Source organism: Granulicella sp. L46, assembly GCF_009765785.1.
GTDB lineage: Bacteria > Acidobacteriota > Terriglobia > Terriglobales > Acidobacteriaceae > Granulicella.
Genome location: NZ_LMUT01000012.1, coordinates 1,281,520 through 1,297,281, shown reverse-complemented (window position 1 = coordinate 1,297,281; position 15,762 = coordinate 1,281,520). Strand labels below are relative to the sequence as shown.

Below are 15,762 nucleotides of genomic sequence, written 5' to 3'. Positions count from 1 at the left end.
AATGGGCAACTACGCTCCTTCCGCCCGAGCAGGCCGGTCCTCGTTGGGCGATAGCCAAGATGCGGCCTTACCGCGCTGGCAATTTCCCGAAATACAGGCTGATTCGGCCTCGGTACTCCCCTTTAGCAATCGCAGGCTGCCCCATCGGACCGGTGGATATAGGGCTCCCAAACTTGCTGCCGACGGCCGGAATGGCATTGAGAAATGAGATCCCAGCATTCGGGAACGGCACAACGGTTTGCCCTGCCAGGTTCGCGGGAGGCGTCTTCGGAGTGAAGAGCTGTACGTAGATTGGAGATTCTTGAATTTGGCTCACCATCGCTGTGATCGGGCCTTCAGAGGTATCGAGTTGCAACCAGCGAACATCGGAATAGAAGCCCTTGAACAGCGGGTAATCGAAGTGCTCTCCGGGCTTGAGGTCGTCCGGATCTCCGTCAACGGTATTGTTATAAGACCTGTTCCAGACGTCGAGAGTCCCGCCTGCTACGCGATTCTGATAGACGGGCGCTGGCCCCTGGCCGAGGAATCGCATGCCTTTGACGTCAGCTTCGGGATAGTCGAACCCGATGCCGAAATATTCCTGGGGACCGGTGATGGAGTAGACATAATCGATCGAGAGCCAGCCACTGGGCTTGAGACGGTAGGTGACCGATTTCATCGGACCTTCGAAAGTAGCGTTGAAGACCAAATCGTGACCATCGATTTCATGCGTTAAAGAGGTAAGTTTGGAACTCCCTGCAATAGAAGGGGGCGGCGGTGGAGGCAGCGGCGGGTCAGAGGGTTTTTGCTTGCGCGGAGCAGCCGGCCTGGGACCCATCGCCACAACACGAGGACCATTGGCGAGCGAGAAGGTCTTGCCTTGACGAGAGGCTGAAATCAGAAGGCCGGTGGTCTTGCTGATTTGCAGCGACAGATCACCGACAGTCTCGGTAAGTATGTCGCCCGCATCGCTGCCGTCGGGCATTGCGCTTCCGCCAGCCTGTTGTAACCGGGTCAATTGTTGCCCAAGATCGTGAGTTGGCCATACATAAGTCTGGATGACGCGGCCCCAGGCGTCCTTGATGATGAGTCGTGTGGCGTCGGCCGTCTTATTCGCGTCGTGATCGGTAGCAGCCGGTGGTCCCCAGGCGTCCCAGGTCGCCGAAGCCCCCGGCGCGAGGGATCGGCCATGGTCGATCCGAGACGCCAGCACGACTGACCCCGATGCGCTTTCTCCGGGTTGGGGAAATGCGATCGTCTGCCACTCGTAGGTGCATTGGTCGGCGTCGAGGAAGGAATAGCGATTTGTAACGGTGAAGGAATGCGTTGTGGCGTCGACCGGCGTGACAATGATCGGAGACCAAAGCTGCTTGACGGTGTAGAAGCTTGCTTCCCGCTCGCGGTATGGGCCGACAATGCCATCGGGGGCCATGTTGCCTTGAGAGTCTAGAATGCCGCCCTTGTCGGTCCGTTTTACATCTTCGTCCAAAAACGCCCAGATGAATCCGCCCGCACCGGCTTTGCTCTTTAGAATGGCGGCCCAGTAGTCTTCCATTCCCGCACCGGCGCCACCGTCATAGAGGCCATGCAACATCTCGGTAGGGAAGAAGACAGGATCGGCAGCCAGTTTCTGCTGTAACAGCTCATAACTCGGATAGTGCTTGGTATCGGCGACCCCTGGCGGATATGCCGCCCACGGATGCAGGACAACACGTTTCTGTGGATCGTACTTCGCGAAGTCGCCGTCCAGATCAAAGTTGAACCCGCCTTCGTTGCCGTTGTCCCAGAAAAGAATCGAAGGATGGTTCACATCATGCTCCACCAGCTCCTTCACAAGCTTCTCGCCGATGTCGGTATCATAATGCGCCTGCCAGCCGGTGAGCTCATCAAGCACGTAGAGGCCAAGCTCATCGCAGGCGTCGAGGAAGTGGCGGTCCGGTGGGTAGTGGCTGGAACGAACGGCGTTGCCATTCATTTCCTTGATCAGATTGACATCATCTCTAGAGATCTGTTCCGACAGAGTTCGTCCGGAGTCAGGCCAGAATGAGTGACGGGCGAAGCCCTTGAGGAATACACGACTCCCATTGACGAACAAGCCTTGTCCCGGCCGTAGTTCAATGGTGCGGAATCCGAAGTTCTGACGCACGGTGTGCACGAGGGTATTGCCGACCTTCAGTCGCACTTCGAGTTCGTAGAGGTTCGGTGTTTCGGCGGTCCATAGACGCGGATTGGGGAGCGTTTCGGAGAGATGAACCGTGGCATTAAGCGCGACGTCCTTCGCGGCAATCGGAGCGCCAACGGGCCTCCCGTTTCGATCGAGCACTTGCATCTCCACAGACCCAGTAGTGCGGCCGCGGGCTGCTGTTCGGGTATCAGAGAGTGCGACATCGACACCGAGGGAGCCGGCCGCGGTTGCGTTAATAGCCAGGCGATCAATAAATGTTTTAGGGACAGCTTCGAGATAAACTGGCCGGAAGATCCCCCCATAGTTCCAGAAATCGCCGCGGCGCTCTGCATGGTTGACTGAAGCGTTCGCGGATTCATCATCAACGTCCACTTGAATCTCGTTTTTCTGACCGGAGGGTTTGAGGAGTGCCGTAACGTCGTACTTGAAGGCGTAGTAGCCGCCTTGGTGCATGGGACCAGCGGATTGACCATTTATTGTGATCTGGGTATCGGTCATGACGCCCTCAAAGTGAAGGAAGACAGCCTTGTCATGCCAGCTCGCGGGTGTAGTAAAGGTTCGCCGGTAGACGCCGTGAACGCGGGGGAAGCCGCCTGGCGGAGTCACTCGGCCGTAGGTGTAGATGCCAAAGCCTTGTAGTTCCCAGTTGGATGGCACACCGATGGTGGACCACTTGTTGGCGTTCTGGCCATTGTCGGTCTTGAACTCCCACTTGACCGGGTCATCCTTTCCTTGACCAGATAGATACTGAATTTCAGTCTTCGCAGCTCTTGCAACTGAAGTTAGAAGAAGTAAAAACAAGCCTGCAAAGCGAGCCGTCTGGCGCATCAGAAACCTCCGAACAACCATAGTCCTTGGTAAGAAATAATTACGACATCCGAATTTTTTACACAAAGAGTTTGAGGGCTAGCATGGAGAATCTTCTCAAAAGGGCAAAGCCGAAGCCTGACGAGACGCTATCTAGCTGGCTAATCAATTCGGCACACGCCGTGACGCTTCGCTTGGAAGCTCGTCGTAAAGCGGTTGCGCTGGTTTCACTTCCGGATTCTCATCAGCCACCGAAATAGCTAATATGCGGATGTTCTTGTTGGTCGGGAGTGTGATGGTCTTTGCGTCAGGTGGAAGATCGATCACGTATCCGAACAGGTAGGAATAGGCATAGTCAACGTTCTTTCCAGCAGCATCATGGTGGTGACTGGCATACCAGGCCAGGTTCGCGCGCTTGATGAAGCCCGGCGTCAACCCGGTCATCTCGCCATACTTGCCATGCGCAGGATCGCCGGAACTCCACTGCCGGTTATCCCACTGACCAATAAAGCCACCCCAATCCTGAATGTTCAGCTCGACCTTGTTGCCACCCGTCTCAAATGTTGCCTTCTGGTCGCCGTTGGCCGACGCTGCGAGCAGATACACGCGATTGTAGCGACCGGATGGAAGATGGATCGTCTGGCCCTTCGCCACAACCGCATCGGGAACGCCTGCCTGCGCCGAAGCCAATTGGAAACGGACATCGTTGAAGATGATTTCCGAAGGCAGCATTTCTGCGGGCAGGGCGTCGCCCATTCCATCGAAACCAACGCTTGTGCGGTCTCCGTCATTGCTCGAAGTTGCAAGCGTATAGGTGAGCGCCACAGGGGCGGACTTCACTCGGTCGACGCCGGCGGGTGGGCCAATCAAATGTAACGCGAAACTACGGGGTTGGTACCCCCCAAAGGAGGTGACAAGTGCGCCATCAACCACAGTCGCTGGTCCTAAGGGCTGTTCCTGTCCATTCACTTCACGCGCGCTTGCAATAGGCGAGGCAAATGAAAGCTTCACATCAGACTGTGGCTTTCCATCAAGTTCAACCATGCGCACAATGACTTCGTCGCTGAGTTCGGCCTTCTTCACAGCCAGAACCCGGATTCTCGGATTGTTGACTTTCAAGAGAGAAAAGCCGCGACCCAGAAAGCCTTCATGTTTCGACGTAGCGAATGCAATGAGCGGGGCGTTGAGCCGCTGCCCCTGCCAGTCAGTCTGCGAGGTCCTCCAGTCAGCGGGGTGCCCCGCAAATCCATAGACAAACTCGTGATGTCCGATATCCTGGGTTGCCTGATCCGGATAGCCGCCCGTAACTCCGGGCGTACGAAGCAGCGTCAGGCGAAGTGTGTGATCGTTTGGTTTGTCGGATCCGTTCTTGCTGTCTGTCAGCACAGTCGCCCCATACGCGCCGCTCATATCGGTGAGGTCGATCCATTGATGGGACGGCACTTCGAACTTTTTGGGCTCGGCTGTCGGGCGCTCGATGGTGCCGATATCCCAGTTGTACGTTGCCATCACATTATTTGCAGTCAAAGGGAACGTCGCCTTGAGATTTGACTCTCGCGTCTTCCAATCGATTACGTTTCCGAACTCTACGCGCTTTCCTCCATCGCCCGCGGATAGGCTAATTGTCTGCACAAAGCGGGAGCCCGCGGTGTTCCGTGTCACTTGCAGAGCCACGCGCGCCGGCCCATCTTCGATGATCCGAATCTGCGACGGCCCCGAGACGTATTCCCTGGGTGCTGCTTGCTCCTGTTCCCAGTCCATATTCCACGCCGGCCACTGCGCGGGATTGTCATAGGAGATCGCTAGGCGGGCGGGCGCCGACAACAGTTCTCTGGAGCTCTGCTTGTCGAAGATGCTTGCAACATCTCCATCTTGATTAAGTCGAACACGATAGTACGCGTTCTCCAATCCCTCCTTCGATACCCTCAGAGAGGATGAAGGAACAGCCCCGCTGTATTCGGGTTGAACATCGTAAACGGCATATCCGACCGAGGACACACTGGCCACGAAAATGACCTTGCCACCGGAAATCTGCGCTGGAACCTCCTTCCCATCGGGGCCAGTCACGCGCACCAGTTTGGGAATCCCATTCGGGAAGTCGACGGTGGCTTCCACGACATCTTCGCGAGGGATATTTAGCGGGTTGAAGATGATCAGCGGGATTCCTTTAGTTTCTGTGTCGAGTGCCGCGGCAACGCCTTCAACAGCATTGTTGAGCACGTCCGCAAACTGATTGAGCGCGATCACATCATCATTCCATGCAAACTCATACGACCTTGGGGTCGCAGTCCCAGCGGCAAGGTCGTGAAAATGCGCGCCCATCGCGAGCGTCCACGCACCATTCAGCCTCTGCAGCGGATAGGTACGAGCACCTAGCCATTCCGCAGCAATCGATGACTTCTCGGCGTCATCGGCCAGCAGCTCCTGGTGGCGAATCCACCTCTTCTGGTAAGCCTGAGAGGTTAGAGAGCCCGCCGAGTGATTCGTCAACTCCATTTCGCCCGTGTAGCGCGGAAGGTTCGATGCTTCCGACGGAGTGATATTGAGAAACATCTGATCGGCGGTCGCTGAAATGACATGCACCGGTCCATCGCCAACTTTGACCTCGTGTAATTCGGGCGTGGTCAGTCCAGTTGGGCCGTTCCGAATCGGTAGCTCTACGTTACTTTTCGTGATGATAGCCTCGAGCCTCTTCACCGAGTCTTCCCTGGGAGCGCCGCCCGTATCGCCTATGCCGTAATAATGGTAGTCAGTAAAAAGCCCGCTGATCTTGCCGTTGCGTTCAACGCGCGCGGCCCAATCGCCTTGATATGCCTGGAGGTCACTTTCCGCCTGCGCCTTTGCAAGCCCATCTCGCTCCCTGCGCAGGCTGTTAAGTTCCTGTGCGTCGTTTCTACCGACCGGCTGCTCTTGCAGCTTCGTCCGCTGTAGTTTCGCGCGTAGGTCAGCGATTTTTTTATCCAGTTCCACAAGCAATGGATTGGCGGGGACAGCCGGCAGGGGTGTGCTCAGATCGGTGTCGATATTTCCGTTATAGCTCCCGGGGTTAAGTGCTGCCAGCACACTCGCTCCGTCGGGGCCAACCCACACGCCCACGTTGAACGGTGTGCCTTCAGGAGTTTGCTCCAGCGACTCCAAACCTCCCCCGTCCGCGGACGAACCCCACACGAGCTTTTGCGTGGAAAACCCCTTCACGCCAGAGTGCGCCAGAATGCTGGGTAATGAAGACGGAAAACCAAAACAGTCTGGCAACATGTACTCAGCACTGGCCTTGCCGAACTGGCTGCGGAACCAGTCATTTCCGTAAAGTATCTGCCGAATGATCGCTTCGCCGCTGGGCGTATTCACATCGCCCTCTTCCATGGAAGAGCCAGCCGGAAACCACCGTCCCTCGGCTACATACTTTCGCAGTCTTGCAAAGTCGGCCGGGAAATATTCCTTCATCAGGCGATAGCGGTTAGCCCCACTGAAATTGAAGATGTAGTGTGGGTACTTCTCGAAGAGGCTGAAGTTGTCCTGCATGGTCTTCCGCAGATATTCATCAATGACCTGTGGATACTCCCACCGCCACTCCGTATCCAGATGGGCGTAGCCGACGACGTACAGAGTGGGCTGCTTGCTCAGGTCCGGCTTTTCGTTAGTCTGCGCCTGTACCACTCCGGTAGATGCGAAGGCAAGGATCAAGAGCGTAATTGATGCCGATTGCAGTGTTCTCATCGGATTCTCCCAAAGTGCATCTATCGAAAAGAGAACGGTCGCCCCAAGATAATGAGGCAACGGGACGATCCGTGAACTGGCTGCAGCGGACGAAGCTTTTGCGGCGAGGAGTCTGAGCAAGGTACCAATGCGTCCTTTCGTGAAGGTTCGAAGAGATTCTTGTTTATTCCTGACATCGTTGTCAAACTGTCTACTATAGACACCGTTAGAACTCGAGCTGTTGGAAGCAGTAGTTTACGCAAGTGTCCTTGAGACTCGCTATAAGCCCTTAGTCTTGTCTCTGGTCGGAAGCGAAGCTGCACCCACCAGCGCATCGATCCCGGAGGTCTGGCTTGCTGCATTGCCGGATTCGAAGGGTCCCGACCAGCGTTCAGCCAGTTGAAAGTCAGGCCCTTGAGCATCTCTCCACAGCGTATCCGCATTCTTTTTGATGAAGATCTCATAGGTCCTATCAGGCTGTCTTCTATCCAGAAGGGCCAAGTTACGGACGAAGATCCCTTTGAACTGTACCCCGTCGTCACCGCATTTCGGCTCACAGGGATCGTGCAGGATGCCATTCTTATCGACGAGCTGAGTAATCGCGGCCGTAGCGATTTGCTCAGCGGCCGCGGGTAGCGCGGGATCGTGATTTGCCGCGGACAACTCAGCAAGGCCGCCCAACACAACGCCTTGGTTGTACGTCCAGGTGGTACGGCCATTGTTCGTGCAGGCATGAACTGTGCCTTGTGCCGGCCCTCTATCCAACCCATCGTTGATCAGGCCCCTGCCGTTGATCATGCCTGAGGCATGGAACCATTTCCATTCCTTATTTCCCCAATCTATGTAACGTCGCCGCACAGATCCCGAAGTGCGGTTTGCCAAGTGCGCCGCCACGGAAAGGAACAGTTCATTGGCAATGGCGTTCTTGTAATTCTTGTCCTTGCTCCACCAGATTCCACCGCCGCACGTATCATCCCAACTCGCGGACATATCGGCAAAGATCGATTCAGCCATAGAAAGATACTCTCTGTCTCGAGTGAGATCATAAGCATCGATCCAAGTCAAAGCCCACCAGCCTTCATCGTCGTAGAACTTGTTCAGAAAGCCCGGGTTGGTCTTTTGCGCGGCAGTAAAAGTGTTCGCGAAGGTTGGATTGTATTGCTTCGACTTGCTCAACTGCGCGTAATCCACCAATGCGGTAATCGCGTTCGCCGAATTCCACCATCCCGTGGTCCGATACAAACCAGTCTCCGGTGTGTACCACGTCTGCAGGGTTCGAACGGCATCTGTTGATTCCTGCAGGTACGCAGCGGCGGGCGCACTGAGGTCAGGCGCACTTTGGCGATTCCTGGTACGGGAAGTAGCGCACCCTTGCAAAAGTCCCAGGACGAACAAGAGAGAAAGAATTCTGGTTGGTGGGAACATAAGCTCGTTTCCTTTGTTACAGACTGGTTTGCATCACTTGGCGCTTGCTTATCGGAAAGCCACGCAATTTGATTGCATTCATCTCACTCGATCTTGAGCATGTGCTGGAGTTCTTCCAACGAAACCCGCTTCGTCTCAGGAAAGAACAGGAGCACAATGACAAATTGCAGCAGCATCATGGAAGCAAATAGCCAAAACGGGTATGCGCCGGAACGCGCTGCGATGATGGGGAAAATCAGCGAGAGGATCGCGTTCATGATCCAATGTGTCCCGGAACCCAGGCTTTGGCCTTTACCCCGAACACGGGTAGGAAAGATCTCGCTGAGGTACACCCAGACGACTGTGCCCTGAGAGACGGCGAAGAACGCGATGTAAATAATCAGAGCCCAGACGAGCAGATCTTTGTGCCGGTTGGTGGCAAAAATAACAGCGACAGAAGCGAGGCAGACCGCGGTTCCGATTGAGCCTATGAGTAAAAGCGTCTTACGCCCGAACCGGTCGATGAGCGCCATGCCGACGAGCGTAGCCGCGAGGTTCATGGCGCCGATTGCTACCGACTGCACGTTACCCGAAACTCGGCTAAAGCCGGCGGCGGTGAAGATGTCGCCGAGGTAATAGAGGATAGCGTTAATGCCGCTCAGTTGGTTGAACGCTCCGATTGCAATTGCGAGGAAGATAGGTTTGCCGTAGCGAAATCGTCCGTTCATGCGCTCGAAAAGGGAGGCTTTCTTCTGGTCGAGCTCCACATGGAGGGACTCGCGGATGTCGGCGAGTTCGGCTGCGGAGTTGGGCGTACCCAGGAGAATTAGGACTTTGAGCGCTTCATCGAAGCGCTCTTGTGTAGTGAGCCAACGGGCACTGCGGGGAATGGTGAAGAGCAAGGCGAAGAAGATGATGGCGGGAATGGCTGCGACGCCAAGCTCGAAGCGCCACTCTCCGACGCCGAGGTTCATCAGGCTGATGAGGTAATTGGATAGATAGGCAAGCAGGATGCCAACGACAATGTTGATCTGGAAAGTCCCGACAAGACGGCCGCGCAGACGAGGCGGAGCGAGTTCGGCAATGTAGACAGGAGCGAGAACGGACGACCCTCCGATTCCGAGGCCCCCGATAAAGCGTGCCGCGAGAAGAAATATCCAGCTAGGTGCGAAGGCGCAGGCGATAGACGAAAGGAAATAGAGGACCGCTGTCAGTCGAAGCATCTCCCGTGAGCCACAGCGTTGGCCGAGCGTGCCTGCGGTAAGGGCTCCGATTACTGTGCCGACGAGGGCAATCGAGACGGTGATGCCGAGTTGCGAGAGACGGACGGATTGGTGGAGTAGAGGAAACGACAAATGGATGGTGTGAAGGCTGTAAGCGTTCGAAATCTGTCCGGTGGTACCGGAAATGACCGCCGTATCGAAACCAAATAGGAGACCTCCCAGCGCCCCGACGAATGTTCCACGAAGAACATACCTATTAATCGCCAAACTTCTCCTCCACTGGGTTAGCGCTGGAGAGCTGATACTTCAAGCCGAGAGCACAGGCCCCCAGAAGTCCCGCTGCCGAACCCAGCTGAGCCTTGAGAATGTAAGTCTTCTGGGCTTCAAGGCGCACTGGATCGAGCACCAGCGGCCGTGTCAATCGGTACACGTAGCTTCTTCTTCTGAGCTGCTGGAACATTTCGGGCGAAAACAGATCCCAAGCCTCGCATACACCTCCTCCTAGCAAATAGAGGGGAAGGTTTAACGTATTGACCAGAGCTGTGAGAGCGATCGCCAAGGCTTCACCAACGGTATCGAAAATGCCGCGTGCTTGTTCATTCCCTGAACGAGCCAATAGAGCCAGATCGTGAGCACTTGAGGGAGCGGCTTCTCCGAGACGCTCATGCGCCATCCGCATTACGCCAGTTGCCGATGCATACTGCTCCAGGCATCCGCTTCCGCCACATGCACAAAGCAAATCCTCGGTATCCCGAACGACCATGTGACCCGCTTCCCCTGCCATGCCGTTGGTGCCGTCCCATATCTTTCCACCCAGAATCAGCCCATTTCCCACACCTGTACCGAGAGTGATTACACAAAGATCAGAGATGCGGTGGCTGTTTCCGGCCCCGAGTTGTTGTTCAGCAAGTGCCGCCAGATTAGCATCGTTCTCCAGTATGATCTCGCGGCCAAGGGTACTTGTGATCGCTTCCTTCAGGTTGAACCCGTCCCATCCCGGAAGATTGGGCGGGTTTCGTAGAATACCCAAGGGCAACTCCAACGGGCCTGGAGATCCAACAGTAACTCCCGCGAGTTTCCGATCGCCGTAGTCGCGCCGCATGAGTGCGGTCACCGCCTCACACATATCGCGGACAACTTGATCGCGGCCGGCCGAGAGTCTGGTTGGCAGGCTAATGGTTTCGAGGAAGCCATCTCCGCCGACGTAGGCAGCAACACGTAGGTTAGTTCCACCGAGATCAACTCCTATGGAGTACTTATTGGTCAACGGAGACTCCTTACGACCTAGGATTCGCTGGCTTCTTCAACTTTGACGAGGCGGCATGTTTTCTGATCTTATTGACAACGTTGTCTCTGCTGCCTCGAAACGTATATTATCTCGTTGCAAAAAGTCAAACATCAGCCTCAGAGGATTCCTCAAGTTGAATATTTCCATGAAATGTTTTCGGCCATGAAGTCATCTGCCTGCTTCCTCTTGCATAAACTGCACGGCGACCCCGCCGCGCCAACCGAACACGCCCCAGGTGAGTGATCGTGCTCATGGCAAGGATTTTGCAGCATTGTTCAATGGAAAGACAGGTAAGTTTAAAACAATGGATTTGACGAGAAGGGTTTTTGTATCGCAACTTGGCAAATTCATAACGAGCGCTGGTGCGTTGTCGCTCTTGCCTATTCCGCTGTATTCGCAGGAGAAGGTCACGATGGGCTCGAAGCGACCGCTTCCGGGCGATCGCAAGTTCCATAGTGAAGTGATTGAAGTCTATATCCAATCTATCTGTCGACTCATCCCCAATTCGACGGTGTCCGAGCTGTTTGCAAATTGCTTCCCCAATACTCTCGACACCACCGTGCAGCCCGGTACTTTCGAAGGGAAACCGGACACCGCGGTGGTGACGGGCGACATTGCCGCGATGTGGCTTCGCGACTCCTCCGCCCAAGTTTGGCCGTATCTCCCTTTCGCTTTGAAAGATCGATCTCTACGTGAGCTTCTTGAAGGCGTCATCCGTCGCCAGGTCCGGTGTTTGCTGATTGATTCTTATGCAAATTGCTTCATGGCGGATTTGAATGCACCACCCCTGATCGGAAGCCGCGAGGATGAGACAGTGATGAAACAGGGTGTTGGAGAACGAAAGTACGAGTTGGACTCTTTGTGCTATCCCATACGGCTCGCTCATGGCTATTGGAAAGTGACAGGCGACACAGCGCCTTTCGACTCATCATGGAAGCTCGCCATGCAGACCATTCTCAAGACGATGCGGGTAGAGCAACGCAAGGATGGTAAGAGCCCTTACCGCTTTCAACGGCCGGCGCTGAACCCCACAGACTCACTCGTTAACGGGATAGGAAATCCACTGAGGCCAATCGGACTGATCGCTTCAGCTTTTCGACCCTCCGACGATGCTTGCATTTTGCCATTTCTGGTACCAGCCAATCTCTTTGCGGTTACGTCTCTACGGCAGCTCGCAACCATGTCAAACGCTATTCTCCAAGATACGAAGATGGCAACCGAGGCGTTTGATCTCGCGAATGAAGTGGAGGTCGCACTACGGCAACACGCGATCGTGCCGGCGTCAGCAGGTACGATATGGGCCTACGAGATCGATGGGTACGGCGGAACGATCCTCATGGACGATGCCAACGCGCCCAGTCTGCTGAGCCTGCCTTATCTCAACAGTTCACCGGACGCTGCGCTTTATGGTCGCACCCGGGCCTTCGTCTGGAGCAAGCAAAACCCGTGGTTCTTCAGCGGTAGCGCGGGAGAAGGTGTCGGTGGGCCGCACGTCGGCCGTGACAGTATCTGGCCAATGTCGCAAATCATCTATGCACTCACGAGCGAAACCGACGTTGAGATCAAGAATATGATTCAGCTGTTGACGAACTGCGCCGTCGCCACCGGGTTCGTGCATGAGTCATACAATAAGAATAATTCAGCACTCTTTACGAGAGCGTGGTTCGCCTGGGCAAATACTTTGTTCGGAGAGCTGATCGCAAGAACCGCCAAGCATGATCCTGCTCTTCTAAGTTAATACTGTTCGCACTGCAACTACGATTTGAATAATCCGTAGAAGCGACGCCTTAATGCTCCATCGATTTCCGCTTCGGAGAGGTTACAGTTACAGACTCGGAAACAGAGAGGCTCCCATCTGACCCGACCGCAATGACCCTGTAGGAGGTAGTCTCTCCCCGTTCAGGCGCTGGCTCCGCGAACTGAGGGCTAGTTAGTCCCATCGCCGCCACGCTTTCGGGCTCCAGAGTACTTGTTCGCACTACACGATATATGCGTGCCCCCGGAACGGGATTCCAGATGAGCGTGAGTTGATCATTTAGAACGGATGCTTTTACACCGGTGGCCGGCGGCAGTTTGACTCCACTCTTGCTTGGCAACAATCCATAGACGCAGAACTGACCTGACCCCACATTCTCCGAACCAAAACTCGCTAGATAAACTCTTCCATTCACGATCGTAGGTGGTGCCATCTTCGAGTATTCGCCGCAATCATCCCTCGATGGATTTTGCAGCGAGTTCCAGAGCTCGTGGCGAATATCGTCTGCATCATAGGCGTGCAGCACTCCTGGGCGCGATTCATGCCACGAGTCACCGGTTGCGTGAATCGCTGCCCACAGGATGCCATCCTTGTCACCATTCGCAGAAAGCGACAACATCGCGCCTGGATGTCCTTCGTTTGGTATGTCCCTCATCATGAGCGGTGTCTCGCCGAATCTGTTTTCTTGGAATTTGTATACCTTCGCCTTGTCCTTTTGTCCCCACACGTACAGAAGGTCACCGTTTTTTGCACTGTGCCAAAAAACGAGGCTGTGTAAATGAGAAGCTGTCGCCTGGAAGTGCTGGACGGCATGCTCGTCGCCCAAGTGTCCTAAATTGCGCGTATCCAGCGTATAAAGTACTCCTTGTTTGCCTCCGCCCACGACCAGGTGCGTTCCGGGGATCAATGTCGCCCCAGATGAATCGAGGTCATCGTCTCGCTTGTCCAAGGCGAAATGGTTTGTCGGTGTAAACCAGTCGAGCAGTTTCAAATGCGGCGTAAGTTTCATGAAACTTTCGCTGAAGTTTCTCACACCATCCCAGCTTCCATTGCCGGTCACCACATATACGTTCCCGTCAGTATCTGCGGCTGGACCTTGACCGGATTGCCATATGCTGGCCTCGGAGCCCGTCGGTGAAGTATTCAACACGCTCACTCGAGCCAACGTCGTTGCATCATATGCGATTAAAAATCCGTGATATGGGTCCTTGTCGCAATGAGACGCATATCCGACGTACACCATGCCATTGGCTAACATGAGCGCCGGCCGCTGGTTCTGCATCAACGCATTGAAGCCTGCGGCCTTGATCATCACTGGGCTCTCGGGAAGATCTGCACCTGTAGCCAGGTCCAACGCGTGTAACCGTTGCGTGAAACCGGTCAGCGGCCCGGCCGGGGCGCCCGCCCGAGTCAACGCCACTACATAAAGGACTCCGTGAGCTTTGTCGATCACCGGCGTACCGATGATCCCCATCTTCCCGTTGATGTCTAGGCACCCGAAATCCGTGCTGTGCAAATCGGCCGGCATCCCAAAGTTCACATGCCATACGGGCAGCGAGGCTTCGGCGTCGTTCGCATCGAAAGCGTAGACGCTATTGTTGACCGTTGTCACATACACGAGATCGCGAGTTCCGCCACCCACGACAACCCCAGTTACCACCAGCGGTTGAGTGTATAGCTGATCGTCTACAACGCGCTTGAACAGCATCCCAAACTGGGTTCTATTTACGTCGGCAGGAGTCAGCGTTGTCTCCAGGGAGTTCACGCCCGTCCTGAAATTGTCATTGTGCTGCGTCAAAACATCGACTTGCGCGAGGGAGGAGATGCAAGGCACTGTAATTTGACAGGCGCAAAGAAATAAAACACGTAAAGTTGATTTCACAGGCTCTTCCATCGCTTAGATCTCTTGCCTTCATGCAACGTTTGACTGCGAACTGGTTCGATCTTCTCTTTCACGTCGATGTTCCTGTTTGACCGTTTAGGGCAGCTTCTCTCCGTGGATAGGGTAACCTAAAATGACAACGCTGTCTCGCGTGGGTGAACGCATCCAAGAATTTGATCTCGTATCGTTCTCCGGAGGGAGGCTGTAGGAATGTTCAATCTGCTGGCCGCACTGTTATGCCGCCACCCGCGGCCGGACACTGCACAGTTATCGCGCCGGCCGTTTCGCCCAAATCCCGCTAGCCATCGACTAGCGCAATTCGAAGTTGATCAAAAGCCGACTTTCGCGGGACTTTGCTCTTCGGGCTGTTCGGTTCATGGGTAGCTGAACACGATCATTGATCGGGCGCACTCGTAGAGGGTCGAGGAACCTCAATTGGCTCCAACCGGAGGGTAAACTACCAGAACATGAGCGGTACAAATGCAGAACTAACCCTTCCCGTTGGCCGGAAGCTCTGCTACGCAGAGTACGGAATTCCGGATGGCTTGCCGATGTTCTACTTCCATGGCTCGCCATCGTCCCGCCTCGAACCTGGGATGTTCGGCGATGAGCTAGCATCTACGGGCTTTCGTATCATCGCGCCGGATCGGCCCGGAATAGGTGGTTCTGCATGGCAGAACGAGCGCAGCTTCACAGACTGGGCGGAAGACATTGCGCATCTCGCCGATCATCTGGGCTGGCCGAACTTCGCGCTCCTAGGTAACTCCGGCGGAGGACCGTATGTAGCGGCTTGCGCAGCATTGCTGCCGCAGAGAGTCACCGTCGCCGCAGTTGTTTCGGGGGCATGGCGAATGGACGCACCAGAGGTGAAAGCGAACCTGCCGTTCGTCAACCGGCTCTTCTGGATTCTGGCTCGATTCTTTCCTTTGGGACTACGGCTGCTGCTCACGACCATGCGGACATCAGGCGCTGCCGCTCAATCAGAATCGCCATCCGAAAGTGACCTCAAGAGGCTTCATGCCATGCTGCCGCTGCCGGATGTTGCAGCCCTTTCAGCCCCAGGGCGAATGAAGGCAACATCAGCGGGGATCGCCGAGGCCTTGAGCTCCGGGACTAGGGGCGCAGCATGGGATGCACGCATGTATGTGCGTCCATTCGGCTTTGATCACACTCAGATCCGCGTGCCTTTTAGAGCGTTCCATGGCGGGCTGGATCGTAACGTTCCCCTCGCTCTCGTCAAACGGTACATCGCTCAAATCCCCGACGCCACACTGGAGATATGGCCGGATGAAGGGCATTTGTCTGCTCCCTGCAATCACATCCGTGACATTCTCGAGGCCCTCCAGAGATAAGCCTCAATCTGCCGCTACAACGCTGGCCGTAGACTTTGTCCTATGAACGGGGTTTCGACCAATTGCGATTTCGTGTGCTCGTCTTCAGCGCGGATGGTGCGTTCGCACCGACGGCATAACGTTGTAGCAGGTGGCGGCATAACAGTGTTTCGGGTGGCGAAATCGGTTGTACCCAGCACAATCCAGCCAT

8 protein-coding genes are annotated in these 15,762 nt (G+C 55.3%); 2 read left to right on the top strand and 6 right to left on the bottom strand.

The annotated features are described in order from the left end of the window. Positions 1–67: 67 nt before the first annotated feature. From GSQ80_RS14780 to GSQ80_RS14760, 5 genes are all read right to left on the bottom strand, one after another. The gene (locus GSQ80_RS14780) at positions 68–2,992 is read right to left on the bottom strand and encodes a glycoside hydrolase family 2 protein (protein WP_158788330.1); all 2,925 of its coding nucleotides are present in this window, start codon (positions 2,990–2,992) and stop codon (positions 68–70) included. 144 nt (positions 2,993–3,136) lie between these two features. Next, a complete protein-coding gene (locus GSQ80_RS14775) occupies positions 3,137–6,688 on the bottom strand; it encodes a glycoside hydrolase family 38 C-terminal domain-containing protein (RefSeq protein ID WP_158788329.1) in 3,552 nt (1,183 codons plus the stop codon). 258 nt (positions 6,689–6,946) lie between these two features. Further along, positions 6,947–8,092 (bottom strand): glycoside hydrolase family 76 protein, encoded by a 1,146-nt coding sequence (locus GSQ80_RS14770; RefSeq protein WP_158788328.1) that lies wholly within the window; start codon positions 8,090–8,092, stop codon positions 6,947–6,949. An 83-nt stretch (positions 8,093–8,175) separates the two neighbouring features. After that, positions 8,176–9,561, bottom strand: coding sequence for a sugar porter family MFS transporter (locus GSQ80_RS14765; protein WP_158788327.1), 1,386 nt, complete (start codon positions 9,559–9,561; stop codon positions 8,176–8,178). Then, positions 9,551–10,561, bottom strand: coding sequence for an ROK family protein (locus GSQ80_RS14760; protein ID WP_158788326.1), 1,011 nt, complete (start codon positions 10,559–10,561; stop codon positions 9,551–9,553). The genes GSQ80_RS14765 and GSQ80_RS14760 overlap by 11 nt, the downstream gene beginning before the upstream one ends. 256 nt (positions 10,562–10,817) lie before the next feature. On the opposite strand from GSQ80_RS14760, the gene GSQ80_RS14755 reads away from it, so the two are divergent. Beyond that, a complete protein-coding gene (locus GSQ80_RS14755; protein WP_254059654.1) occupies positions 10,818–12,320 on the top strand; it encodes a glycoside hydrolase family 125 protein in 1,503 nt (500 codons plus the stop codon). A gap of 49 nt (positions 12,321–12,369) precedes the next feature. On the opposite strand, the gene GSQ80_RS14750 is transcribed toward GSQ80_RS14755, so the two are convergent. Then, on the bottom strand, positions 12,370–14,232 hold the full coding sequence (locus GSQ80_RS14750; protein ID WP_158788325.1) for a PQQ-binding-like beta-propeller repeat protein: 1,863 nt from the start codon (positions 14,230–14,232) through the stop codon (positions 12,370–12,372). Positions 14,233–14,687: 455 nt separating this feature from the next. Between GSQ80_RS14750 and GSQ80_RS14745 the strand changes: the two genes are divergently transcribed. Further along, positions 14,688–15,572 (top strand): alpha/beta fold hydrolase, encoded by an 885-nt coding sequence (locus GSQ80_RS14745; protein WP_158788324.1) that lies wholly within the window; start codon positions 14,688–14,690, stop codon positions 15,570–15,572. Positions 15,573–15,762: the final 190 nt, after the last annotated feature.

Coding starts and splice junctions, on each gene's coding strand:
- GSQ80_RS14780 (WP_158788330.1), bottom strand. CDS start 2,992: ATGCGCCAGACGGCTCGCTTTGCAGGCTTGTTTTTACTTCTTCTAACT.
- GSQ80_RS14775 (WP_158788329.1), bottom strand. CDS start 6,688: ATGAGAACACTGCAATCGGCATCAATTACGCTCTTGATCCTTGCCTTC.
- GSQ80_RS14770 (WP_158788328.1), bottom strand. CDS start 8,092: ATGTTCCCACCAACCAGAATTCTTTCTCTCTTGTTCGTCCTGGGACTT.
- GSQ80_RS14750 (WP_158788325.1), bottom strand. CDS start 14,232: ATGGAAGAGCCTGTGAAATCAACTTTACGTGTTTTATTTCTTTGCGCC.
- GSQ80_RS14745 (WP_158788324.1), top strand. CDS start 14,688: ATGAGCGGTACAAATGCAGAACTAACCCTTCCCGTTGGCCGGAAGCTC.